Raw genomic sequence first — 24,348 nt, 5'->3', positions numbered from 1 at the left:
AGGTACCAGCAGCTAATAAAATGGACATATTAGAAGATGGAGAGATAGTAGGATTGTTCTAATGGATAACAAAGAATCTGGGGAATAGTATTCCCTAGCTTCTTTGTAAGAGAGTATGAAAACGTTTTCGCAACCGTTTGAAAATAATTAAAAGGAGAGTGAAATAAGTTATGTTTGATGTTATCATTAAAAACGCAAGGATTCCTAAAGGGGAAAATGATACGATTCTTACTAATATTCTTGTTAAGGATGAGAAGATAGCAGGTTTTATTGATTCTGTAGAAGGTATGGATGCAAAAGAGATAATAGATGCAGAAAATCATCTAGTTATTCCAGGTGGATTTGATTCACATACACATTTTATGGACCCAGGATTTACACACAGAGAGACTTTCTTAACAGGTACTTCTTCAGCAGCAGCAGGAGGACTTACTACAATAATGGATATGCCTTGTTGTTCAAAGCCTTCAGTAAGAAGTGTAAAAGAATTAAACATGAAAATCGATGCAATCAAGGATAATGCTGTTATCGACTATGCGATGTGGGGCGGAGTAACTGGAGAAGATGTAAGAGAAGGAAATCTACACCATGTTCAAGAACAAGCAGATGCAGGAGTTTGTGCATTTAAAGTTTATATGACTCCATCAGTACCAACATATCCAAGGGTAACAGATCCAGAGATGCTTGAAGCATTTAAAACTGTTTCAAAAACTGGACTTCCAATAGGAATCCACGCTGAAAACTTTGCTATGGCTGATTACTATACAAAGAAATATGAAAAAGAAGGTCGTATGGAAGGACCAGCATGGGCAGAAGCTAGAAATACACTAATTGAAAAAGTTGCAATAGAACTTGGAATTAGTTTTGCTGAAGAAACAGGAGCAAGACTTCATATAGTTCATATGAGTACAGGAATTGGTGCCAAACTAGTTGGAGAAGCAAAGAAAAGAGGAATTGACGTAACAGCTGAAGCAACTCCACACTACTTAACAATTAATTATCAAGATGCAATGTCAGAGCATGGAGCTTTTGCTAAGATTGCTCCACCATTAAGAACTAAGAAGGATAATGAAGAGCTATGGCAAGGATTAGCTAATGGAAGCGTTGATTTCGTAGGAACAGACCATGCTCCTTATGAAATTGCAACTGAAAAAGATGCAGAGGGAATGAATATTTGGACTGCTTTCCCAGGAATCCCTGGAGTAGAAACAATGATGCCAATCCTAATAAGTGAAGGATACAATAAAGGAAGATTAACTCTAAGACAATTAGTAAACGTATCAAGTACTAATGCAGCAGTTCAATATGGACTATATCCAAAGAAAGGTGCAATGGAAATTGGATCAGATGCCGACTTTGCAATTGTTGACCTTGACTATGAGTGGACAATAAACCAAGAAGAAACTGAATCAATGGCTAAATATAATCCACTTCATGGATTAAACTTAAAAGGAAAACCAATTAAAACTATAGTTCGTGGTAAGCTTGTTTATGATCTTGACAAAGGTATAGTTGGAGAAAAAGGTTATGGACAATTTGTTAAAAGACAAAGAATCAGTAAATTAGCAAAGAACATAAGATATTCCTCAAGAGGAGAAGAAAACTTCACAAATCTACAACACAATTGGATAAATACTAAGTAATAAGTAATATGTAATTAGATCTTGGTGGAAGGGAATATTTCTTTCCACCAAGTTAAAAAAATAATTTTATGACTAAAGGGAGGATATAAAATGGCAAGACATGCGATAGTAGTAATAGATATGTTAAATGACTTTGCAGATCCAAAAGGAGCTTTATACTGTGAAGCAGGAAAGAAGATAACTCCAAATCTTCAAAAATTATTCAAGTGGGTTAGAGAAAGAAATGCAAATGGAAATGATGATGTTCAATTAGTTCATATCCAAGAAGCTCATAGAAAAAATGATGCTGACTTTAAGGTTAGACCTGTTCATGCTGTTAAAGGAACTTGGGGGTCAGACTTTATTAAAGAGCTTTATCCAGAAGAAGGCGAGTATATTGTACAAAAAAGAAGACATAGTGCATTTGCTCACACTGATTTAGATCTTTATTTAAGAGAAGAAAACATAGATACAGTAGTTGTTACAGGTACTTGGACAAATGTATGTGTAAGAAGTACTGCTTCAGATGCTTTATATTATGCTTATAAAGTAATCACTTTAAGTGATTGTACTGCTTCTAAGACAGATGAAATGCATGAATATGGCTTAAATGACCTAAGTATATTTACTAAAGTAATGACTTTAGATGAGTATATGGATGCATGGGACAAAGGAGAAGATGCATGGTTAGGCGGAGGAGATCAAGCCAACCAAGTAAAATAATAAATTAAATAAAATAATAGAGTAATCTTGAAAGGCTGATTATATTTTTATTCCACATGAAAATTGTAGAGAAATAAAGATATAATTAGCTCAGATTACTAACTTAACAAAAGAAATACATATAATTATGATTTATTCCTTTCATCAAAATAGATGAAAGATTTTCTTGTATTATATTATATTGTATAGAGGTCTTATGAAAGAGAGGAAATTAAATGAGAGTTATAGTAGGTATCTCAGGAGGTAGTGGAGCAATATATGGTGTAGCTCTCTTGAAGGTATTAAAAGAGATGGATATTGAAACCCATTTAGTGATTTCAAGGATGGGTGAGCAGGTTACCGAACATGAGTGTGGAGTCACTTTAGATGAGTTAAAAGACCTTGCGACATACTGGCATGACAATAATAATTTGGCGGCTCCTATAGCTAGTGGATCTTTTAGGGCAGATGCCATGATTGTAGTTCCATGTTCGATGAAAACCGTATCATCTATTGCTAATGGTTATTCTGATAGCTTATTGACAAGGGCAGCTGATGTAATCATTAAAGAAAATAGGAAATTAGTTATTATTCCTAGAGAAACTCCATTAAGTGTTATACATCTGGAGAATATGTTGAAATTGGCTAAAATTGGAGTAACTGTACTGCCAGCAGCACCAGGGTTCTATAATCACCCAGAAAGCATTACAGATTTAGTTGCATCTATTGTAGGAAGAGCATTAGATCAAATAGGGATAGAAAATAATCTTATAAAGAGATGGGGAGAATAGATTAAGTTAAGTAAGATAGAAAGGAGGGGTAGGTTGGAAAGACAAATGATGAGGGCAGTTATAGATAAGCTTAGTAAATTAGATGATTTGAAGGTTTGTAATGTGGCTGTAGACCCTGAATATGAATTAGGGGCAGTGCTTTCATATTTTGAAAATGAACAGCCTATATTATTTAATAAGGTTAAGGGATATGATATGCCTCTTATTGGTGGAGTTTATGGTAACCGTAAAATTTACTATGATCTTATGGACGTAAGTACTGAAGATAGGCTATTTAAATTTATGAGTGGCATTGCAAATCCCATAGCTCCTAAGCTTTTAAATAATGGTCCTATAAAGGAAAACATCATCACAAGAAACATTGATATTAGAAACAAACTACCAATCCCTAAATCTAACGAAAAGGATGCTTCTAGCTTCATAACATCAGGAATGTTAGTTGTAAAAGACCACGATACTGGTAAGGTATATATGGCAGTAAGAAGGTTTCAGATCAACGGCAAAGATCATATGAATGCCTTAATTTCACCAGCATCACCATTATTAAGAGGTCATTTTGCAGAACTAGAGAATAAAGGAGAGCCATTAGAGTGTGCAGTAGTACTGGGCTATGATGCACAATATCTTTTAGCATCTCAAATAAGCTCTGAAAAATATGGAGTTGATAAATATGGTGTTGATGGTGGGCTTAGGGGAGAGCCTTTAGAGGTTGTAAAGTGCCATTCTGTAGATTTAGAGGTTCCTGCCTATGCTGAAATGGTTCTTGAAGGATATCTAGTTCCTAATAGGAGAGATGTTGAAGGTCCTTTCGGAGAATTGATGGGATATTATGGAGAAGTTGCTCCAAATCCTGTAATGGAAATTAAAACTATAATGCATAGAAACAATCCAATCTTCCAGCATGCATATCCATCTAGAGAAGAACACTTAGCTAATGGATTAATTAGGGAGATGGAAGTGTATAATTGTATCAAAAATATGATGGTAGATGTAAAAGATGTTCGCATTACTGTAGGTGGTGGTTGTAGGTTCCATGCCATTATCTCTATAAATAAGAAAAGCGAAGGTGATGGTAAGAGTGCAATCTTAGGTGCCTTAGGTAGTAGTAAGGATATTAAGCATGTACTTATTGTAGATGAAGATATTGATATATATGATTACAAGGAAGTAGAGCTTGCACTGGCTTCTAGGGTTCAAGCATCTGAAGATGTAGTTATAGTACCAAGAGCTTTAGGTTCAGGTCTAGAAGCATCCCATGTGGCTAGAGGAGTCACAGATAAAATGGGAATAGATGCCACTAAGCCTTTAGGAGAAAAAACAGAGCTTTTTGAGAGAGCTGTTATACCTGGATTTGAAAAACCTAAAGAAATTAATATTGAAAGATATTTTCCGGAGATAACAAAAGCTTCGAAAAAATAATTATGAAGGTGGTAATAAAGTATGAAGCAAGCCATAGGTATGGTTGAAACGAGAAGCTATTTAGCTGCAATACAGGCTGCTGATACTATGGTTAAATCTGCAGATGTTACTATTATTGACATGGAATTTGTGGGCTCAGGTGTTGTAAATGTAATAGTAACAGGTGAGGTAGCAGCTGTAAAAGCAGCAGTAGAAAATGCGATAGAAACAGCTGGGCAGTTAGCAGAAATAATTTCAAGTAATGTTATTGCTAGGCCCCATGATGAAGTTGATAAGATTCTATAATAATATAATGGTGGTGGTATAATAATGACAGACCCTTTAATCAGGACAATGATGAATAATGTAGCTAATCAAAGTGGTAAGGTTAGTTTAAAAGACAATGTAACTAATGATAGCTCAACTTCAAATATGCATATAAACGAAAGAGAGAAAAAAGAAATATTAAATATTATAAAAAAGAAAGATTATACCAAGCCAAATGATTATAGCTATAATAGAAATAGAACAAATAGGAAAATTCAGCTGGAAGATTTAGTAGGAGATAACAAAAAATCATTCAATCAACAAAATAATGATAAAAGAAATAAGACTATGATGTCATTAGATGATTTGGTAAATAAATCAAAAACAAATTCTTCTAGTAAAACAAAAGAACAAAAGGATAGTAAACATAGCGAGCCTTATAAAAAGACTAAGGAACAGAGTTATGTAAAATCCAATGTAATTGGAAATTTAGAGGCTTATGTCCCTAAAGTATCACTAAATTCGATAGGGAAAAAAGGCTCCTTAAGGTAATTAAAAGATAAGGAGGTGTGATCTTGAAGTCAGCTTTAGGGTTAATAGAAACTATAGGTTCAACAACAGCCATAACAGCATTAGATGCGGCTAGTAAAGCAGCAAATGTTCAATTGGTAGGATATGAGAAGGTTATTGGGGTTGGAAAGGTAGTGAGTGTCACTGTTCAAGTAGCAGGGGAAGTTGCAGCAGTAAGAGCTGCGGTGGATGCAGGTGCTGAGGCTGCCAGTAGAATAGGTCAAGTTGTTTCTCAACATGTTATTCCTAGACCCCATGAAGAGGTTAGCTTTTTGATAGAGAAATTTCAAAATGAGATGAAAGCTAAGCAAAAAAGCAAAAAGAAGGAAAGCACCAATGCTAAGTCGAAAAATAAAAAGACAAGTACAAAAAAAACAACGTCTTCTAAAAAAGACACGACTACTGAAGATGAAAAGAAATAAAGTACATGAATAATGGAGACTTTAAAAGAATAATAATTGTGAAAAATTCAAACAATTAAAGGAGGAATTATAATGAGTCAAGCTTTAGGTATGGTAGAAACAAAAGGATTAGTAGGAGCAGTTGAGGCTGCAGATGCAATGGTAAAGGCTGCTAATGTAACATTAGTAGGATATGAAAAGATTGGATTTGGTCTTGTTACAGTAATGGTAAGAGGAGACGTTGGAGCAGTAAAAGCTGCAACAGATGCAGGTGCTGAGGCAGCCAGAGGTGTAGGAGAATTACATTCAGTTCATGTAATACCAAGACCACATTCAGAAGTAGAAAGAGTAATATTGGACAATCAGCAATAGATTATATTAGGCCTATAATTAATGAGGTGTTAGAATGTTGAAAAAATACAACCTAACAAAAGAAATAATTGATCAGTTAACTTTTAAGGTTAATGGAAATAGTGGGAACTCATCTATTATCACTAATAACCATAGCAATAAAAAAGTTCCTAGTATGGTTAAGGAAAATGTATATAAGAACAATATGTATAGAAGTTCAGAATTCACTAATAATTATGGTTTAAATAACTATAATGCTTTAGATAAGTCAAATAAAGTTTTAGCTGTGTTTACTGGTACAGATGTTAACGTAGAGAATGCAATTAAAGAGTTAAATGAAGGTAAAAAATATGGACTTACTTTTGATATTGCAGTATCAGAGAGCGCAGAAGAAATATTAGAAATTGATTTTTTGAAAAAGAATTTAAAACCAGAAAGAACCTTTACTGAAAAGGATAAATTAATCACAGAAAAGGTATTAGAAGGAGTATCTGGAGTTATTGTTCCAATGACTACTCAGAACACCATTGCTAAGTTAGCCTTAGGAATTCAGGATACATTTATTTCTTTTGCTTTATGGCAGAGTCTATGGCACGGCAAGCCTGTGTTAATTGACTATGCTAATGCTATTCAATATAGAGGAACTTATTCGAAGCAGCCTATGCTTCAAAAAATTGTAGAAGATCATATTAAAACAGTTAATAAGATGGGTACAATAGAAGTTCAAAGAGGAAAATATGTAAATGAGCTCTTAAAAGCATTAAAGATAAATAATAAAAAAGATTTTAATGTGAAAAATAGCTATGACTCATCTTATTCTAAAGAAGAAAATAACTCCATGGGTCAAAAGGTAGTTATTACAGAAAAGGATGTACTTCAAATGGGTAATCAAGGGGGAGAGCTATCTGTACCCAAAAGGACAATCGTTACTCCTCTAGCCTATGATACTGCGAAAAGTTTAGGTATAAAAATTATAAAAGTATAAAAGAGCAGATTAAGGTAAAGGAGGGGTAGTGTGAGACTAGGAAGAGTAATAGGTACAGTTGTAGCAACAAGAAAGGACGAAAGTCTTACAGGAAATAAGCTGATGCTTACTCAACCTCTTGATTTAGACTATAAGCCAATAGGGGATGCTTATGTAGCAGTAGATACAGTTGGTGCAGGGATAGGTGAAATTGTTATAACCACCCATGGTACTGCATCTAGGAATGCTGCTAATAAGAAAAATTCAGCTATTGATTCTGCAATTATAGGAATTGTGGACAATATCGATGTTTATAAGGAGTTATTAGATGAATAACAAATGAAAGGAGGGGCAATATTGGTTGACGCCCAAAGCTATAAACGAGCTATTGAGAATAGACAGTTAATTGACTCACTAATGTCTGATAAACACTTTGCAGACGTAGTTTTATATAATGGAAATGTTGTTAATACAATAACGAGAGAAGTATATGTTGCTGATATAGCAATAAAAGGGAAATATATATTAGTAGTTGGAGATGCAGAGAAATTGATTGGACCAGAAACAATTGTAGTGGATGTTTCAGGAAAATATCTTTCCCCAGGATTTATAGATTCACATATGCATTTTGAAAGTAGTATGTTAACAATTACAGAGTTTTCTAGATTATCTATACCATCAGGGACAACAACTTTAATCGCTGACCCCCACGAAATTGGTAACGCGTTGGGACAGACGGGGATGAAAGCTATGGCTGACGAAGCAGGTACAGTTCCCAACTATGTGAAGCTTGTTGTTCCAGCTCTTACACCTGACTGTCCAGACCTTGAAACTGCTGGTTATGATATAACATCTAAGGATATGCCTGCTTTATTAAATTATCCAAATATTGTTGGAATAGGTGAGCTACAAGGCTTTAGTAATGCTAAACATGTATATAGAAATACACCTGAAATAATTACGGACTTGTTAGCATCAACAACATATGCTAAAAGCTTAGGAAAGGTAGTTGATGGTAATGCTCCAGAGCTTTTCGGTAGTGAACTAGCGGCTCATATTATATCAACAGGAGGAAGATGTTCTTGTCATGAAACAACCTCTAAAGCTGAGGCAATGGAGAAACTTCGTCAAGGGGTATTCTTATTCATGAGAGAAGGTTCAACTCAGAGAAATATGCCAGAGTGCATAAAAGCTGTTACTGAAGAGGGAATGGATTCAAGAAGATGTGTATTAGTATCTGATGATATGGTGGCCGAGGACTTAGAAAAGTCAGGTCATATGAATGATATAATTGCTAGAACTATAAGAGAAGGAGTAGATCCTGTAGAAGCTATACAGATGGCAACTATTAATCCAGCTACATATTTTGGTCTCCACGATAGAGGAGCATTAACACCTGGGAATGTTGCTGATATAGCTGTAATAAGCGATCTTAACACAATGAAAGTTGAGGCTGTATTCTTAGGTGGAAAATTAGCTGCATCTCAAGGTGAGATGGTAATAGATATGCCACCTTATACTTATCCAGATTCTGTTAAGAGTTCGGTTAAGATTGGACCTATATCTGAATCTGATTTAGAGATTAAAGCCTCTGGAAATAATGCTAAGGTTAGATGCATTGAGTTAATTCCTGACCAGAACCTAACAGGAAGTTTAGAATTTGATCTTAGAACAAGTAGAGGTATTGTTGAACCTGATACTAATCAAGATGTACTAGAAATAGCGTGTATAGAGAGATACGGTAGGACTGGCAACATAGGAAAGGCATTTATAAAAGGATTCGGACTTAAAAGAGGAGCCTTTGCAGAAAGTGTTGCCCATGATACACACAATATTCTTGTTGTAGGAACAAATATTAAAGATATGACAGCTGCTGTTAATAGAGTTATTGAAATGGGCGGAGGAATAGCAGTTGTAGATAATGGCAGAGTTCTTGAAGAACTAGCTTTACCAGTTGGAGGTCTTATAACTGATGAGTTAACTGGCTCAGAGGTAAGTACTAAGATTGCAAACCTTGAAAGAACAGTTCAAGAACAGCTAGGTGGAACAGTTCATGCTCCATTTATGCATCTATCATTTGTATCTTTATCAACAAGTCCTGCATGGAAGATTACTGATAAAGGATTAGTTGATGTAAACAACTTTGAAATATTATCACCTGTAGTAGAATAAAAAATAAGTAAGGGACTAGTTTAAAACTAATCCCTTACTCAAAAAAGGTATATTTGACAGTTAAAAAACTTGTATACGGTGATGAAAATCTAAGAAAACATTTGCAAAAAAAACGGAAGTAAAAAAAATAGTTATGTTAATAACTATTTCAGGGGGAACAATAAGTCAAGTAAGCTCTATTTTTTTAAAATGAAAATTTTGAAAATTCTTTATTATAGAAGTTTATGGTACAATATTACTAAGAAAACAATAAAAATTGTTGTTTTATGTCAAATCTGACATATTCATAAATATTAGAGAAAGGAGGATAGTACAAAAGTTAATCATTTTGTTAGTAAACAATAGAATTAAAATAAACTCGAGGGGGAGATATTTTGAGTACTTCAAAAGGCTTTTTAGAAAAGACTTTTAAACTTAACGCTAACAAGACAAACGCTAAAACAGAAATAGTTGCAGGTATTACTACATTTATGACAATGGCATATATCCTTATAGTTAACCCATTGACATTAGCAGATGCTGGAATGAATTTTGATGGAGTATTTGCAGCCACAGCTATATCAGCTTTTGTAGCTACACTAGTTATGGCATTCTATGCAAACTATCCATTTGTATTAGCTCCAGGTATGGGACTTAATGCATTCTTTGCATATTCAGTTGTTTTAGGAATGGGATATTCTTGGGAATTTGCAATAACAGCAGTTCTATTAGAAGGTTTAATATTTATAGTTCTTTCATTCTTTAATGTTAGAGAGGCAATAGTTAAAGCAATTCCAATGAGCTTGAAAAATGCTGTATCAGTAGGTATTGGTTTATTTATAGCTTTTATAGGTTTATCAGGAGCAGGAATCGTAAAAACTGGTAAGTTAATTCAAGAAGGTTCAGAAGTTATTCCAAATTCTGGTGGACTAATAGTTGAACTTGGAAATGTTACTAGCCCAGGAGCTATTGTAGCTATTTTGGGAATTATTGTTACAGGCTTCCTTTTAATTAGAAAGGTTAAAGGAGCAATATTAATAGGTATTATATTTAGTACTATAGCAGGTATAGTAGCAGGAATAACAGAATTACCACAAAATATTTTCACTGATGTATCAACTATAGGGGATTCACTATCAAAGGTTGCATTTAAGTTCCAATTTGACCAGATCTTCACTATTGATATGTTAATAGTATTATTTACTTTCTTATTTGTTGATATGTTTGATACCATTGGAACCCTAGTTGGAGTTGCTTCAAAGGCAGATATGCTAGATGAGAATGGAAATCTTCCAAAGGCAAAGCAAGCATTACTTGCAGATGCAGTTGGTACTACAGTAGGTGCATGTCTAGGAACAAGTACAGTAACAACTTATGTTGAAAGTGCTTCAGGTGTAGCTGAAGGTGGTAAAACTGGTCTTACAGCTTTTACTTCGGCGATATTATTTGGTGCAGCATTATTCTTAGCTCCATTGTTTGGAATAATTCCAACTGAGGCTACTACACCAGCACTAGTTCTAGTTGGTTTATTCATGATGTCACCAATCCTTAAGATAAACTTTGAAGACTTTACTGAAGCAATACCAGCTTTCTTAACTATTATTATGATGCCTTTAGCTTATAGTATTGCAGAAGGTATAGCATTTGGTATGATTTCATATGTAATATTAAAAGTATTATCAGGTAAATTTAAAGATGTTTCACCTGTAATGTACATTTTAGCAATTCTATTTGTTTTGAAATTCATAGTATAATAATAAATTTAAAACTTGCATCCGCTCCCTTGGGAGCGGATGTTTAAAAAATCAGCTTATCTAAGAAAAGTAATCTTAGGGATATTTTAAAATATAATTAATTCTAAGGTTAGTTTTTTTAGATAATAAGTATTTCATTAAATATCATGCTTATAAATCTAATTTATTAAACTTCTTGTTCCCCAAACAAGCTTCTACGAAAGTTAAGTTACACGTAAAACTTATAAATAAATGTATTCTTAATAAGAATACTATCTATATTCCAACAAGCACTTCCCACATATTGTTTTGTAATTCATTGTTTTATCCTAAATGTAATAATAGAGTTATTTCACAATCAGATTAATTAATATATTTAATTAAGATAGGAGGTAAAATCCCATATGAAAATAAAAGAAGTAATCAAAGCAAAAGATCTAAATGAAGCTTTACTGTCTTTAGATAAGTATAGGGATAAAAGCAAGTTGATAGCAGGAGGAACAGATATAGTAATAGATTTAAAGCATAAAAAAGTGCTACCTGAGGTTCTTATAGATATATCTGATGTTGAAGAGTTATCTCAAATAAAGATAGAAGAAAGTTATGTAGAAATAGGAGCAGCAGTAACATTTACAAAGATTGAAAAGAGTAAGAAGTTAGATAATAGATTAAAGGGACTAAAAGAAGCTTCAAGACTTGTAGGTTCACCTCAAATTAGAAATTTAGGTACAATAGGTGGGAATATATGCAACGTATCCCCTGCTGCGGATACTGTACCACCTTTATTAGCACTAGATTCCATAGCTGTTGTTATGTCGGTAGAGGGGAAGAGGGAAGTTCCACTACAAGAACTATTTCTTGATAAAGGAAAAATAGACTTAAAGGAAAATGAATTGTTACATTCTATAAAGTTTAGCAAGCTGCAAAAGAATCAAGCTTTAGGCTTTAGTAAATTAGGACTTAGAAAAGCATTAGCAATTTCTAGAATAGCAACGAGCGTATGTATAGAGATTGATGAAGATAATAGATGTAAAGAAATAAGAATAGGAAGCGGCGCATTAGGTAAGTATGGATTAAGAGAAAAAAGCACAGAGGATTTTATTAGAGATAAGATATTAGATGAAAATTTCATTGAAGAAAGTGCACGTTTCTTAAAATCTGAAATAGAGAAAAGATTAGAAGGACGTTCTAGTAAAGAATTTAAAAGTGAGGCTGTAATGGGTACATTCAAGAAGGCCATAAGAGAAGCAATTCAATTGATAAAAGCCTAAGGTTAGAGGAAGGGTGATATATATGAAGGAAATTAATCTTACTGTAAATGGTAAAAAACATAGAATTAAAATAGATGAGAACATGAGACTTATTGATTTATTACGGGAAAAGCTTAATTTATTAGGGACGAAAGAAGGATGTGGCGAAGGAGAATGTGGAGCCTGTTCTATAATAATGGATGGAGAAGTGGTAACTTCATGCTTGGTTATGGCTTTTCAAGCTGAAAGCGCGGATATAATAACAATTGAAGGGCTAGAAAAAGAAGATGGGACACTTCATCCTATTCAGCAAGCATTTCTAGACGAAGGTGCAACACAATGTGGATTTTGTACACCGGGTATGATTTTATCGGCTAAAGCTTTACTAGATAAAAACCCAAGGCCTACAAGGGTAGAGATAAAAGAAGGAATATCTGGAAACCTATGTCGCTGTACAGGATATAACAAGATAGTTGATGCTATAGAGAAGGCAGCGATACTTCTTGAAAAAGGAGGAAATTAAATTGAAACTAAATGTTGTAGGGAAAAATATTATTAGAGTGGATGGTTTGTCCAAGGTTACTGGAAGAGCTGTATATCCTCAAGATATTTATATGGATAATATGCTATACGGTAAAACTTTACGTTCAGATAAACCCCATGCAAATATAAAAGTAGATATAAGTGAAGGTGAAAAAGTAGAAGGAGTAGTTAAGATATTAACTGCTAAAGATGTTCCAGGACACAACTATCATGGAGTATTGTTTAAAGATCACGAAGTTTTATGCGAGACAAGAGTAAGAAGAATAGGAGATCCTATCGCTTTTATAGTTGCAGAAACAGAAGAAGCAGCAGAAGAAGCAATGGATAAAATAAATGTAGAATATGAAGAACTTGATGGAGTTTTTGACCCTATTGAAGCAATGAAAAAGGGAGCTCCAAAGGTTCATGAAGATGGTAATATCGTATATCATTATAAAATAAGAAAAGGTAATGTAGAGGATGCATTTAAAGAGTGCGATGTAATAGCTGAAACTGAATATAAGACACATATGGTTGAACACGCGTTTTTGCAACCTGAGGCAGGTATAGCATATGTAGATGATGATGGAATGATTATAGTTGTCGCTTCAACTCAATATCCTCATTTTGACCAGTTAGAGGTCGCAGAAGCGATGGGAATACCTACCGAAAAAGTTAGAATTATTAATCCAGCTGTAGGAGGAGCTTTTGGAGGAAGAGAAGACATAACATTACAAATACATTTAGCTATGGCAGCAAAGGCTACAGGTAGACCAGTAAAGTGCACGTATTCAAGAGAAGAATCATTTGTAGCTCACTGTAAGAGACATCCTATGGTTATGAAGTGTAAAACTGGGGCAGATAAAAATGGAAAACTTCTTGCTATGGAAGCAGAAATTGTAGGAGATACTGGCGCATATGCTTCTTGGGCAATAAATGTTTTAAGAAAAGCAGGAGTTCATATAACTGGACCATATGAGATACCAAATGTTAAGGTAGATAGTTATGCAGTTTATACAAACAACCCATTTGCCGGTGCTATGAGAGGATTTGGTGCTACTCAGGTTCCAATTGCCCACGAACAACAAATGGATATTTTAGCAGAGAAATTAGACATGGATCCAATGACAATAAGAATGAAAAATATGTTTAAGTTAGGTTCAGAGACAGCAACTGGACAGATACTTGAAGAAAGCGTTCCTTTGGATAGATGCATACAAGAGGTAGAGAAGGTAATGAACTTTACACAGGGTAAAAAAGGCGGTGAAAGGGAATGAAGAAGAGAGGAAAAGGAGTAGGGATTATTTTCTATGGAACAGGATATGGAAATGGATTTCCTGATATATCAAAGGCAGAGGCAGAGCTGCAAGATGACGGAAAGGTTGCTATTTATGTTGGTGCAACAGAGGTAGGGCAAGGTGCTAAAACTGTAATGACTCAGATAGCCGCAGAAGCCTTAGGATTAAAAGTGGAAGATATTATATTTATTAATGAAGACACTATGGTAACACCAGATTCAGGTACAGCAGCTGCTAGTCGTCAATCATACAACACAGGTAATGCAATAAAGAAAGCAGCAGAGGCACTTAAAGCATTAATAGTAGATAAAGCAGTAGATAAAATGAAGTTAAATACTAATATAGGGTTAAAAGTTGAGAATGGCAATGTATTTGTTAAGACCTTTCCAAGTAGAAAAATATCCTTTAAAGAAATAGCAGAAGACTATAAGGAGAATCCCTTAAAAGTTGAAGAAGAGTTTATAGCTCAAACTACAGAAATGGATGAAGAAACAGGTCAAGGAGCACCATATTGGCCATATACTTTTTCAGCCTGCGGAGTAGAAATAGAAGTAGATACAGAAACAGGGATCGTTGAAGTAATTGATGGAGTTCTTGCTCAAGATGTAGGTAAAGCACTTAATCCAAAGTTAGTAGAAGGTCAGATGGAAGGTGGCTTTGCCATGGGCATGGGATACGGTATTTTTGAAAATTTGAATTTAAAAAAAGGTAAGATGAAGAATAATAGCTTTACTAATTATATTATTCCTACAGCTTTAGATATGCCAGACATTAAAAATGTAATTGTTGAAGATCCAGAGTCTACTGCGCCTTATGGAGCTAAAGGAATAGGTGAACCAGTTATGATACCTGTAGCACCTGCAATATTAAATGCAATACATGATGCTATAGGAGTGAGAATTACTGAGACACCAGTTACTCCTGATAAGATACTAAAAGCTTTAAAATAGTGAAAGAATGAAAAATAGTTATTAATTATATGTATCGGATAAGTACATTAATAAAGAGAGGTGATTATATGAATTTAGAAATTAAAAAGAAAATAGATTTAGCTGCAGGTAGAAACGAACCAGAGTTAGTTTTAAAGAACGCTAAAATAGTTAATGTTTTCTCCCATGAAATAATACAGGGAGATGTTGCAATAAATGAAGGAAAAATTGTTGGAATTGGTGAGTATAAAAGTGAAAATGAAATAGATATGGAGGGCAAGTATATTGCACCTGGATTAATAGATGGTCATGTGCATATTGAATCTTCTATGGTTGCGCCACCTCAGTTTGCTAGAACTGTAGTTCCAAGAGGAACCACAACAATAATAGCAGACCCCCATGAAATAGCAAATGTCCTTGGAATGGAAGGCATTAGATATATGATAGATACTAGTGAAGGTTTGCCTATGAATATCTTCTTTATGCTACCATCATGTGTACCAGCCACTTCGTTTGAACATTCGGGAGCAATCTTAGGGGCAGATAAATTAGAAGAATTAATTAATCACGATAGGGTTTTAGGACTTGGAGAACTGATGGATTATCCATCAGTTATAGCTGGAAACGAAGATACTATACAAAAAATTGAGATTGCAAAGAACAAAATTATAGATGGTCACGGGCCGGATATTTCAGGTAAGAACTTAAATGCTTATGTTATAGCTGGAGTAGAAACTGAACATGAGTGTTCAACAGTTGAAGAGATGATAAATAGGCTTAGATTAGGTATGTATATTCTAATAAGAGAGGGTTCTGCAGCTAGAAATCTAGAAACATTAATTAGAGCGGTAAATCAAGAGAATTCTAGAAGATGCTTATTCTGTACTGATGATAAGCATCCAGAGGATATATTAGAAAAGGGTCATATAGATTATAATGTACGCTTAGCAGTGAAAAATGGGGTCGATCCAATAACTGCTATACAAATGGGAACAATAAATGCAGCTGAATGCTATGGGTTAAAGAATATTGGAGCTATAGCACCAGGCTATGATGCAGATATTATAGTGTTTGACAATCTAAAGGAGTTTAATATCCTAGAGGTATTTAAAAAAGGTCAAAAAGTAGCGGAAGATCAAAAAGCATTATTTGAAGTTAAGGAAATAGACAACTCGAATGTTGTTGATACTGTAAGGATTAAAGAAATATCTAAGGAAGATCTTGAATTGAGTATTACTTCTGATGTAGTTAATGTAATAAGGCTATTGCCTCATAGTTTAGTAACTGAAAAGGTCGTAAGAAAAGTTGAAAATGAAAATGGTAAATTTAAATATCATAAGAACTTAGATATACTTAAGATGGCAGTAATAGAAAGACACAATGCTACATGTAATATAGGCTTAGGACTTGTTGAGGATTTTAAATTAAAAGGTGGAGCTATTGCATCAACCATAGCCCATGATTCTCATAATATTATCGTTATAGGAGATAATGATGAAGACATGTTAGCTGCAATAAATGAAGTATCAAGAGTGGGTGGTGGTATTACTATATGTTCGGGTGGTAAGCCAGTAAAGACTTTACCATTACCAATAGCAGGGCTTATATCTAAAAATTCTATGGAAGATGTAGATAGTGAGTTAAAGGAAATGCTTAATATTGCCTACAATCAATTAGGTGTTAGTGAAAAAATAGATCCTTTTATGACACTAGCCTTCCTTGCACTTCCTGTTATTCCAGATATCAAAGTGACAGATAAAGGGCTATTTGATGTAACTAAATTTGACTTTATAGATATAAGTGTACAGAATTAAAAGAGAGAAGTACATAATTAATGATATAAAAAATAAGAAAAAAGGTACTTCTATTCATAGAAGTACCTTTGCTTAACAGGCATATGGGTTGGTTTGGGAGGCTAAAATGAAAAAAATAAAAGTAGATAATTCAATAGGAATGGTAGTAGCTCATGACTTAACTCAGGTAATACCAGGTGAATTCAAAGGAGCTGCCTTTAAAAAGGGACATATAATTAAAAAAGAAGATATTGATAGACTCAAGGATATGGGAAAAAACCATATATATGTTTTAGAGCTAAGTGAAAATGAGATCCATGAAAATGAAGCGGCTAAGAGGATAACCAAAGCAATAGACAGTGGTGGACTATATTATGGTGAGCCATCAGAAGGTAAGATTAGCTTGAAGGCTTCCTATAAGGGAATAGTTAAGGTTAATGTGGAAGGTGTAAATGAGATAAATGATATTGATAAAGTCATTTTAGCTACTATTCATAATAATTCTTTGGTTGATAAGGGACAAACTGTGGCAGGGACAAGAATTATTCCACTAGTTACGGATAATAATAGGATTAATAAAGTAGAAGAAATATGTAAGGACAAAGGAGAAATAATAAAAGTACAAGAGATAAAAAATTTAAAAGTTGGAATATTAATAACGGGGACAGAAGTGTTTGAGGGAAGAATCAAAGATAAATTTGGACCAGTATTAGAAGAAAAAATTGATAGGTATGGAGGTAATCTTATAGGTATAGAGAAGGCTCCTGATAGCTTAAAAGAAATAGAAAGCGGGATAAAAGAGTTTGTTGAAAAAGGAGCAGAAATAATACTAATTACTGGAGGAATGTCTGTAGATGCTGATGATGTCACTCCAAATGCTATTAAGAACGTAGCTGATGAAGTAGTAACCTATGGGGCACCTGTTTTACCAGGAGCAATGCTAATGTTAGCATATAAAGGTGAAGCATCAATATTGGGAGTTCCTGCTTGTGGGATGTATCACAAAACGACGGTATTTGATTTAATATATCCAAGATTGTTAGCAAAGGAAAAAATCAAAAGAAAAGATATTACTATATTAGGGCATGGAGGACTTTGCTTGAATTGTAAGATATGTCATTATCCAAGATGCTCTTTTGGGAAATAGAGGTTAAGGGAGTAGGGTACATTGGAGATTTGTGAAGCTTTTGGAATAAATTTAGATATGAAAGAAATGGTATGCCTAGTAGGAGGTGGGGGAAAAACCTCCACTATGTTTATGTTAGCTAAAAAACTAAAGAATATTGGAAAAAAAGTGTTAGTTTCAACTACGACGGCAATATATGAGCCAATTAAAGATGACTATGATGAGTTAATAATAAATTTAGATAGTAAAAAAACAAAACTTCTTTATGGGATACCAAAGAGAACAATAACAGTGATAGGCAGTGAAATATCAAGTGAGGGAAAGTTACTAGGGTTAGACAAGGAAACTATGAATAAGCTTTTTCGAGAGAATATATTTGACTATATAATTATAGAATCTGACGGAGCTAAGAGAAAATCTATTAAAGCACCTGCTTCTCATGAACCTGTAATTCCAGATATGGTAACTAAGGTAATAGGGGTAATAGGTCTAGACAGTATGTATAAAAAGATAAATGAGGAAAATGTTCATAGACCTAATATATTATGTAATGTTGTTGAAACCGAAATCAATGATATTATTGATGAAGAAATTATTGTAAAGCTTGTATTGTCACAGCAAGGATTATTTAAATCTTCACCTAAAAAGAGCAATAAGGTTTTATTTTTAAACAAAGCTGAAGAAGGAAGAGCTAAATATGGAAATGAAATTTGTAAGAAGTTATTAGGAAGCAGAAATACGATTGATAGAATAGTAGTAGGAAGTAACTTCAAGAGAAAGTATGAGGTGTTTATATGATAACTGGAATTATCCTAGCTTCAGGTTTTTCTAGAAGAATGGATAAGGAAAAATTACTTTTAGGGATTAATGGAGTTCCTATCTTAGAACATGTGCTAAAATCTATTATATCTTCAAAAATAGATGAAGTAATTTTAATTTATAGAAAAAATGAGATTAAAGATATCGGTAAGAAATATGGAATTACAACAATATATAATGGATTTGCTGAAAAAGGGCAAAGCGAGTCTATTAAGCTAGGAATATTTTCAGCTAAAGAGGAAACAGATGGATTTATGTTTTTTGTTGGAGATCAGCCCTATCTAAATACTGAAACTGTTAATAATCTGATAAATATGTTTAATAGTCGGAAATATGAGATAGTAGTTCCTAGTTATAACGGCAAAAGAGGAACTCCAACTATATTCTCATCTATATTTAAAGAAGAGCTTTTAAATATAGAAGGCGATAAGGGTGGTAGAAACATTATTAAAAGGAATCTAGACAAAGTAGGTGTTTTAAATATAGATGAAGAACTAATCGGAATGGATATAGATACTATTGAAGAATATATAAGCTTAACGAAATGGAGCTGAGATGTTTTGAATGAAATTGTGATAGTAAGAGGTGGTGGAGATATTGCCTCTGGAATAATTCAAAAACTTCATAGAAGTGGATTTAGAGTATTAGTATTGGAAATTGAGCATCCGATGGCGATAAGGCGAAAGGTATCCTTTGCTCAAGGAATTTTCGACGGTGAAACAAGTGTCGAAGGGATAAGATGTATTAAAGCTAATGATATAGACGATATATATATGATATGGAAACAGGGACATGTACCTATAAAAGTAGATGAAAACTGTTCGATTTTAAATAAAATTGAGAGTGATGTGGTGGTAGATGCAATCTTAGCTAAGAGAAATATGGGAACCAATAAAGCTATGGCTCCTATAACTATAGGCATAGGACCAGGATTTGAAGCAGGGAAAGATGTAAATATAGTGATAGAGTCTAATAGAGGACATGACTTAGGGAGACTAATTTTTAATGGATTGCCTCAGTCCAATACAGGTATTCCTGGCAATATAGCTGGCTATACATTAGAAAGAGTAGTAAAAGCCCCATGTGAAGGCAGGATAATTAATAAATGTGAAATAGGAGACATGGTAGAAAAAGAACAAGTAATAGCAGAGATAAATGATACAGAAGTAAAGAGTAAAATCAAAGGTGTTTTGAGGGGATTAATTATGAATAATACATATGTAAAGGAAGGTATAAAAATCGGAGATGTAGATCCGAGGGGGATAAAGGAAAGCTGTTTTACTATATCTGAAAAGGCTAGGGCAATTGGAGGAGGAGTTTTAGAAGCAATCTTATATATGCAAAATAAAGGCTGAAGTATAATTAATTCTATTCATAACATATAAAATTTTAATATGTAATTTTTTCGCTTAAAAATTTTTAAAATAAGGAGGATTCTTTATAAGTTAGAGAAAATAAAGACATATGAAGAATAATCATAAGTAATTGTACAATACATGCTTCACTTCTAATTACCATAGGCATATAATATGATATAATAAATGCATATATTGTTATGTGGAGGTGACAAATTTGATTTATTTAGATAATGCAGCTACGTCATTCCCAAAGCCTGAAAAAGTTTATGAGGCAATAATGAGTGTAATGAAAGACTATGGAGCTAATCCTGGTAGGTCTGGTCATAAGTTAGCTCTTAAAGCAGGTAGGGGAATATATGAAACTAGAGAATTACTTAGTAAACTTTTTAATATAAGTAATCCTATGAATATTATATTTACCTCTAATGCAACCGATGGACTAAATTTAGCTATAAAAGGAATATTAAAACCAGGAGATCATGTAATTACAACATCTATGGAGCATAACTCAGTTTTAAGACCTCTTAAGGCTTTAGAAAAACTAGGGATAGAAACATCCATAGTTCAATGCGATTCTAAAGGCTGTATCAGTGTTCAGGATATAGAGGATAACATAAATGAAGATACTAAGTTAATAATAACAACCCATGCTTCTAATGTTACAGGAACTATTTTTCCAATAAAAGAAATAGGGAATATTGCTGATAAAAATAATATTATTTATATGGTAGACGCAGCTCAAACTGCAGGAGTATATGATATTGATGTAGAAAATATGAAAATAGATATTTTAGCTTTTCCTGGCCATAAAAGTCTTCTAGGACCACAAGGAACAGGTGGTGTCTATATTAGAGAAGGCATAGATGTTATGCAGATGAAAGAAGGAGGAACAGGCAGTAAGTCAGATTTACTAATACAACCTGAGATGCTTCCAGATAAATTTGAAAGTGGCACTCCAAATACTCCAGGAATTATTGGTTTAGGTGCAGGGGTTCAGTATATATTGGATAAAGGTATAGAAAACATTAGAAAACATGAGAAGAATATGACAAAATATTTCTTAGATGAATTAAAGAAGATTGAACTAGTAAGGATATATGGACCATGTGATGCTGAAAAGCAAGCGCCAGTTGTATCAATTAATATAGGAGATGAAGATTCTTCAGAAGTAAGCTATATACTTGATAAGGTTTTTGATATAGGGGTAAGACCTGGACTTCACTGTGCACCATTGGCTCATAAAACTATTGGAACATTTGAGCAAGGGACAGTCAGATTTAGTCTAGGGACATTTACTACACATCAAGATATAGAAAAAGCTTTAGAAGCTATAAAGAATATAGTAAATGAAATATAAATAATAGCAATATAAATGCCTAGGCATTTATATTGCTATTATAAAAGTGGACAAGTATGTAACTTAAAATAGTTTCATATTTAAAGCTTTGTAGTCAAAAATTTAGCATTGAAAGGAGAGCCCAATGGAAATAATTAAGGAGTTTATTTCAAATTATAATTTTGAAATTATTTTAGGTATGGGAATTATATTATTTGTATTATTAATATTTAATATCGTTAATCAGTTTAGAATTTCTTCAATAACGAAAAAGTATGACAGGCTTGTAGAGGGTGTAGAAGCTGGTTCTTTAGAGAAAATTATATTTCAAAGCTTAGATAGGGTAGATGAAGTAAGTGAAGATATAATTAAGTTAAAGGATTTTTGTTATGATTTAGATGATCGATTAAAGCTTTCAGTTCAAAAAGTAGGTTTTATAAGATACAATGCTTTTAGTGAAATGGGGAATGACTTGAGCTTTTCCATAGCAATGTTAGATGATAAAATCAACGGATTTGTTATAACTAGCATATATGGTCGAGATGAATGTAACACTTATGCAAAATCCATTATAAATGGAAAATCAAAATATAATTTATCAGAGGAAGAGATAGAGGCAATAAACAGAGCAATAAACAATAAATCGTTTACTGAAGAAATAGCGAGATCATAGTGCTTACTATAACTAATGATGGAGGATAATAAATTGAAAATATTATTTATTATAAATCCTATAGCAGGAAGAAATAAGTCGACAGACATTGCCAAACTTATTAAAGCGAAAATGAGTGATAGTAATAAAGAATATAAAATTGAGTATACTAGAGCTCCAAGGCATGCAATTGCATTAACAAAAAAAGGTCTTAAAGAAAATTATGGAACTATTGTTGCAGTTGGTGGAGATGGAACTATTAATGAAGTAGCAGAAGGAATATTAAATATTGGATATGGGAATTTAGGATTGCTTCCAATGGGAACAGGCAATGACTTAGCAAAATCATTAGGTTTGGTAATGGACCCAGCTAAAGCATTAGATGTTATAATTAAAGGAGAACTTCACACTATAGATGCAGGGAAAGTCGATGGTAGAATATTTTTAAATGTCGGTAGTATCGGATTTGATGCAGAAATTGCAAAGAATACAGAAAATATTAAAACACTTTTTAAAGGGAAAATAGCATATATTCTAGGGCTATTGGTCACTCTCTTTAAGTATAGAAATAAAAAAGTATGTATAGAGCTTGATGGTGAAATTTTAGAAGAAGAAATATTACTGGTTGCTATAGGTAATGGCAAATACTATGGAGGAGGAATGAAAATTTGTCCTTCAGCAGAGCTGAATGATGGTTACTTTGATGTATGTATAATAGATAAAATATCTAAATTAAAGTTATTATTTATATTTCCATCGGTTTTTAAAGGTAATCATCTTAAGCATACAAAATATGTTAAAAATTATAAAGCAAATGAAGTGAAAATAAAATCTAAGGATAGGATGTATATTAATATAGACGGGGAGGTCTTTCATTTCAATGAGAAAGATATATTCTCCATGCACGACAATAAGATTGATGTTATCTGTGGATAGTTTATGAGAATTGAATAAATTAAAATATTAGAATAAAAAAGCACACCACTGAAAATAATATATTCATTAGAAATTATTAATTAGGGGTGTGTTTCTATGTCTAAAAAAATAGCGGTACAAAAAGAGTTATATAGTTTGCGATCCCAATTATCTAGTATAGGGTATGACATATCAGATATTGAGGATAATGAAAATGTAGAAGCAATTATATATATGACAGATGGATATGATATCCCATATGAGAATCAAATGATAAGCATGGCAGATGGAGAAGATATGGATAATCACCAAGCTGCTATATTAATAAATGCTACAGGAAAAACTGTAGATGATATTGATAATATAATAAGTAATAGGATATACAGTCCATTATTTGAATAAGGGTATTTATACCCTTTAATTTTTTGCTGCTTTATTGCTCTTAGTAAATCTCCACAGAGCAGTTATAAAGCTAGAGGATATCACGTCTGCCATTCTCATAACTACACTTAATCTAGTGTTTTGTAAAACTACATACTCCATAAATCCGCTCAAATTTACAACACCAGTTATATGCATATCTCCAATTTTAGGCAAGTCTTTATTAACACCAGCACCTGGTTTTAGAGGGCCTAATGATAGAGAAATATGTCCGATTCTTTCTACATTGCCTAAACAAGCATCAATGGCTACTATAAAGGGGTTACTATATAGAAGGTTAATATCTTGTATTCTTTCGGACAGGTTTTTCGCATGTACAGGATCATCTAGAGTTCCCAATACATGAATATTGTCATATCTTTTTAAAGAGTTGAAAAGTTTATGACCAGTTAACGGACCTAGACAGTCACCAGTCGATCTGTCAGTTCCGATACAAACAATAATAAGTTCGTCATATCCATGATTATAATGTGTTGTTAAATGTTCCAAGATCATATTACTAAATTTTGAAACCGCCATAGGCTCATATGAATCAATGCTTGAGATTTTCTTTCTAGTTAATAGGTTCATATTAATCCTCCCAGAATATTAAAATTGAAAAGCATATCCTTCGATATAGAAAGATATTAATTCTATCATGAAGTTTTTCCTAAAAAGGTTTTATTAATTCAGTTAGCTTGAAATAAATATAAGAATTAATTAAGCAAGAAATATTATTTGACTCGAAGAATTATCTATGTTATATTAGTATGCGTCGCTTAATAAGCGAGTAAAATTTGTATTAGCTTATTTATAAATGTTTCTTTTATTATGTTTTTCCTTTCTAAATAAGTAGTGAGTTGGAAAAATTATGTTTAATATAAAGTATGTTTTAAACACAAAAGAAATACTTGAAGAAAAAACAAAAAAACATTTGACAAAGAATAATAATGCTGTTATAGTATTAAGAGTCGTCACAA

At 33.1% G+C, this 24,348-nt stretch carries 26 protein-coding genes; 25 read left to right on the top strand and 1 reads right to left on the bottom strand.

Annotated elements, in window-relative coordinates; genetic code table 11:
- Positions 1–170: 170 nt before the first annotated feature.
- The 25 genes from JMO20_RS00330 (at position 171) to JMO20_RS00210 (ending at position 23,350) form a co-directional block, all read left to right on the top strand.
- Complete coding sequence (locus JMO20_RS00330; protein WP_202707153.1) at positions 171–1,643, top strand: dihydroorotase; 1,473 nt, start codon at positions 171–173, stop codon at positions 1,641–1,643.
- A gap of 90 nt (positions 1,644–1,733) precedes the next feature.
- Positions 1,734–2,345, top strand: coding sequence for a cysteine hydrolase family protein (locus tag JMO20_RS00325; RefSeq protein ID WP_202707152.1), 612 nt, complete (start codon positions 1,734–1,736; stop codon positions 2,343–2,345).
- Positions 2,346–2,560: 215 nt separating this feature from the next.
- A complete protein-coding gene (locus tag JMO20_RS00320; protein WP_202707151.1) occupies positions 2,561–3,115 on the top strand; it encodes a UbiX family flavin prenyltransferase in 555 nt (184 codons plus the stop codon).
- Between the two features lie 33 nt (positions 3,116–3,148).
- Positions 3,149–4,534, top strand: a complete 1,386-nt coding sequence (locus tag JMO20_RS00315; RefSeq protein ID WP_202707150.1) for a UbiD family decarboxylase — start codon at positions 3,149–3,151, stop codon at positions 4,532–4,534.
- A 21-nt stretch (positions 4,535–4,555) separates the two neighbouring features.
- Positions 4,556–4,819, top strand: a complete 264-nt coding sequence (locus JMO20_RS00310; RefSeq protein WP_202707149.1) for a BMC domain-containing protein — start codon at positions 4,556–4,558, stop codon at positions 4,817–4,819.
- 24 nt (positions 4,820–4,843) lie between these two features.
- Positions 4,844–5,332: a hypothetical protein gene (locus JMO20_RS00305; protein WP_202707148.1), complete on the top strand. Its 489-nt coding sequence runs from the start codon at positions 4,844–4,846 to the stop codon at positions 5,330–5,332.
- 23 nt (positions 5,333–5,355) lie between these two features.
- Positions 5,356–5,772, top strand: a complete 417-nt coding sequence (locus tag JMO20_RS00300; protein ID WP_202707147.1) for a BMC domain-containing protein — start codon at positions 5,356–5,358, stop codon at positions 5,770–5,772.
- Positions 5,773–5,841: 69 nt separating this feature from the next.
- The gene (locus tag JMO20_RS00295) at positions 5,842–6,123 is read left to right on the top strand and encodes a BMC domain-containing protein (RefSeq protein WP_341533965.1); all 282 of its coding nucleotides are present in this window, start codon (positions 5,842–5,844) and stop codon (positions 6,121–6,123) included.
- A 34-nt stretch (positions 6,124–6,157) separates the two neighbouring features.
- The gene (locus JMO20_RS00290; RefSeq protein ID WP_202707145.1) at positions 6,158–7,087 is read left to right on the top strand and encodes a flavoprotein; all 930 of its coding nucleotides are present in this window, start codon (positions 6,158–6,160) and stop codon (positions 7,085–7,087) included.
- Between the two features lie 30 nt (positions 7,088–7,117).
- The gene (locus JMO20_RS00285) at positions 7,118–7,402 is read left to right on the top strand and encodes a EutN/CcmL family microcompartment protein (RefSeq protein WP_202707144.1); all 285 of its coding nucleotides are present in this window, start codon (positions 7,118–7,120) and stop codon (positions 7,400–7,402) included.
- 21 nt (positions 7,403–7,423) lie between these two features.
- On the top strand, positions 7,424–9,238 hold the full coding sequence (gene ade / locus JMO20_RS00280) for an adenine deaminase (RefSeq protein WP_243414583.1): 1,815 nt from the start codon (positions 7,424–7,426) through the stop codon (positions 9,236–9,238).
- A 374-nt stretch (positions 9,239–9,612) separates the two neighbouring features.
- Positions 9,613–10,971, top strand: coding sequence for an NCS2 family permease (locus JMO20_RS00275; RefSeq protein ID WP_207753392.1), 1,359 nt, complete (start codon positions 9,613–9,615; stop codon positions 10,969–10,971).
- A gap of 383 nt (positions 10,972–11,354) precedes the next feature.
- Positions 11,355–12,221 carry an FAD binding domain-containing protein gene (locus JMO20_RS00270; protein ID WP_202707142.1) on the top strand — a complete coding sequence of 289 codons (867 nt, stop codon included), beginning with the start codon at positions 11,355–11,357 and terminating at the stop codon, positions 12,219–12,221.
- 22 nt (positions 12,222–12,243) lie between these two features.
- Positions 12,244–12,723 (top strand): (2Fe-2S)-binding protein, encoded by a 480-nt coding sequence (locus JMO20_RS00265; RefSeq protein ID WP_202707141.1) that lies wholly within the window; start codon positions 12,244–12,246, stop codon positions 12,721–12,723.
- Between the two features lies 1 nt (position 12,724).
- Complete coding sequence (locus tag JMO20_RS20215) at positions 12,725–13,999, top strand: xanthine dehydrogenase family protein molybdopterin-binding subunit (RefSeq protein WP_202707140.1); 1,275 nt, start codon at positions 12,725–12,727, stop codon at positions 13,997–13,999.
- Positions 13,996–14,970 (top strand): xanthine dehydrogenase family protein molybdopterin-binding subunit, encoded by a 975-nt coding sequence (locus JMO20_RS20210; protein ID WP_202707139.1) that lies wholly within the window; start codon positions 13,996–13,998, stop codon positions 14,968–14,970. Before JMO20_RS20215 ends, JMO20_RS20210 begins: the two co-directional genes overlap by 4 nt.
- Positions 14,971–15,038: 68 nt before the next feature.
- Positions 15,039–16,763, top strand: a complete 1,725-nt coding sequence (gene ade, locus JMO20_RS00250) for an adenine deaminase (RefSeq protein ID WP_202707138.1) — start codon at positions 15,039–15,041, stop codon at positions 16,761–16,763.
- A gap of 106 nt (positions 16,764–16,869) precedes the next feature.
- A complete protein-coding gene (locus tag JMO20_RS00245; protein ID WP_202707137.1) occupies positions 16,870–17,889 on the top strand; it encodes a molybdopterin-binding protein in 1,020 nt (339 codons plus the stop codon).
- A gap of 21 nt (positions 17,890–17,910) precedes the next feature.
- Positions 17,911–18,666, top strand: coding sequence for a selenium cofactor biosynthesis protein YqeC (yqeC, locus tag JMO20_RS00240; RefSeq protein ID WP_202707136.1), 756 nt, complete (start codon positions 17,911–17,913; stop codon positions 18,664–18,666).
- Positions 18,663–19,241: a molybdenum cofactor cytidylyltransferase gene (gene mocA, locus JMO20_RS00235; protein ID WP_202707135.1), complete on the top strand. Its 579-nt coding sequence runs from the start codon at positions 18,663–18,665 to the stop codon at positions 19,239–19,241. Before yqeC ends, mocA begins: the two co-directional genes overlap by 4 nt.
- 6 nt (positions 19,242–19,247) lie before the next feature.
- Entirely contained in the window at positions 19,248–20,042 is a 795-nt protein-coding gene (gene yqeB, locus JMO20_RS00230) for a selenium-dependent molybdenum cofactor biosynthesis protein YqeB (RefSeq protein ID WP_202707134.1), read from the top strand.
- 217 nt (positions 20,043–20,259) lie between these two features.
- Positions 20,260–21,402 (top strand): aminotransferase class V-fold PLP-dependent enzyme, encoded by a 1,143-nt coding sequence (locus JMO20_RS00225; protein WP_202707133.1) that lies wholly within the window; start codon positions 20,260–20,262, stop codon positions 21,400–21,402.
- A gap of 124 nt (positions 21,403–21,526) precedes the next feature.
- On the top strand, positions 21,527–22,054 hold the full coding sequence (locus JMO20_RS00220; protein WP_202707132.1) for a DUF4446 family protein: 528 nt from the start codon (positions 21,527–21,529) through the stop codon (positions 22,052–22,054).
- Between the two features lie 33 nt (positions 22,055–22,087).
- Positions 22,088–22,969 (top strand): diacylglycerol/lipid kinase family protein, encoded by an 882-nt coding sequence (locus tag JMO20_RS00215; RefSeq protein WP_202707131.1) that lies wholly within the window; start codon positions 22,088–22,090, stop codon positions 22,967–22,969.
- Positions 22,970–23,065: 96 nt separating this feature from the next.
- Entirely contained in the window at positions 23,066–23,350 is a 285-nt protein-coding gene (locus JMO20_RS00210; protein WP_202707130.1) for a YkuS family protein, read from the top strand.
- A 15-nt stretch (positions 23,351–23,365) separates the two neighbouring features.
- On the opposite strand, the gene yyaC is transcribed toward JMO20_RS00210, so the two are convergent.
- On the bottom strand, positions 23,366–23,959 hold the full coding sequence (gene yyaC, locus JMO20_RS00205) for a spore protease YyaC (protein ID WP_202707129.1): 594 nt from the start codon (positions 23,957–23,959) through the stop codon (positions 23,366–23,368).
- Between the last annotated feature and the right edge of the window lie 389 nt (positions 23,960–24,348).

Source organism: Sporosalibacterium faouarense (assembly GCF_016765695.1).
In the GTDB taxonomy this organism is placed as follows: Bacteria; Bacillota; Clostridia; order Tissierellales; family VENL01; genus Sporosalibacterium; species Sporosalibacterium faouarense.
This window is presented reverse-complemented; position numbering and strand designations above follow the sequence as displayed.

Bases quoted from the DNA above. Each gene is read 5' to 3' on its own strand.
- JMO20_RS00330 (WP_202707153.1), top strand. From the start codon at position 171: ATGTTTGATGTTATCATTAAAAACGCAAGGATTCCTAAAGGGGAAAAT.
- JMO20_RS00325 (WP_202707152.1), top strand. From the start codon at position 1,734: ATGGCAAGACATGCGATAGTAGTAATAGATATGTTAAATGACTTTGCA.
- JMO20_RS00320 (WP_202707151.1), top strand. From the start codon at position 2,561: ATGAGAGTTATAGTAGGTATCTCAGGAGGTAGTGGAGCAATATATGGT.
- JMO20_RS00310 (WP_202707149.1), top strand. From the start codon at position 4,556: ATGAAGCAAGCCATAGGTATGGTTGAAACGAGAAGCTATTTAGCTGCA.
- JMO20_RS00305 (WP_202707148.1), top strand. From the start codon at position 4,844: ATGACAGACCCTTTAATCAGGACAATGATGAATAATGTAGCTAATCAA.
- JMO20_RS00290 (WP_202707145.1), top strand. From the start codon at position 6,158: ATGTTGAAAAAATACAACCTAACAAAAGAAATAATTGATCAGTTAACT.
- JMO20_RS00270 (WP_202707142.1), top strand. From the start codon at position 11,355: ATGAAAATAAAAGAAGTAATCAAAGCAAAAGATCTAAATGAAGCTTTA.
- JMO20_RS00265 (WP_202707141.1), top strand. From the start codon at position 12,244: ATGAAGGAAATTAATCTTACTGTAAATGGTAAAAAACATAGAATTAAA.
- JMO20_RS20210 (WP_202707139.1), top strand. From the start codon at position 13,996: ATGAAGAAGAGAGGAAAAGGAGTAGGGATTATTTTCTATGGAACAGGA.
- ade (WP_202707138.1), top strand. From the start codon at position 15,039: ATGAATTTAGAAATTAAAAAGAAAATAGATTTAGCTGCAGGTAGAAAC.
- JMO20_RS00245 (WP_202707137.1), top strand. From the start codon at position 16,870: ATGAAAAAAATAAAAGTAGATAATTCAATAGGAATGGTAGTAGCTCAT.
- mocA (WP_202707135.1), top strand. From the start codon at position 18,663: ATGATAACTGGAATTATCCTAGCTTCAGGTTTTTCTAGAAGAATGGAT.
- JMO20_RS00220 (WP_202707132.1), top strand. From the start codon at position 21,527: ATGGAAATAATTAAGGAGTTTATTTCAAATTATAATTTTGAAATTATT.
- JMO20_RS00210 (WP_202707130.1), top strand. From the start codon at position 23,066: ATGTCTAAAAAAATAGCGGTACAAAAAGAGTTATATAGTTTGCGATCC.
- yyaC (WP_202707129.1), bottom strand. From the start codon at position 23,959: ATGAACCTATTAACTAGAAAGAAAATCTCAAGCATTGATTCATATGAG.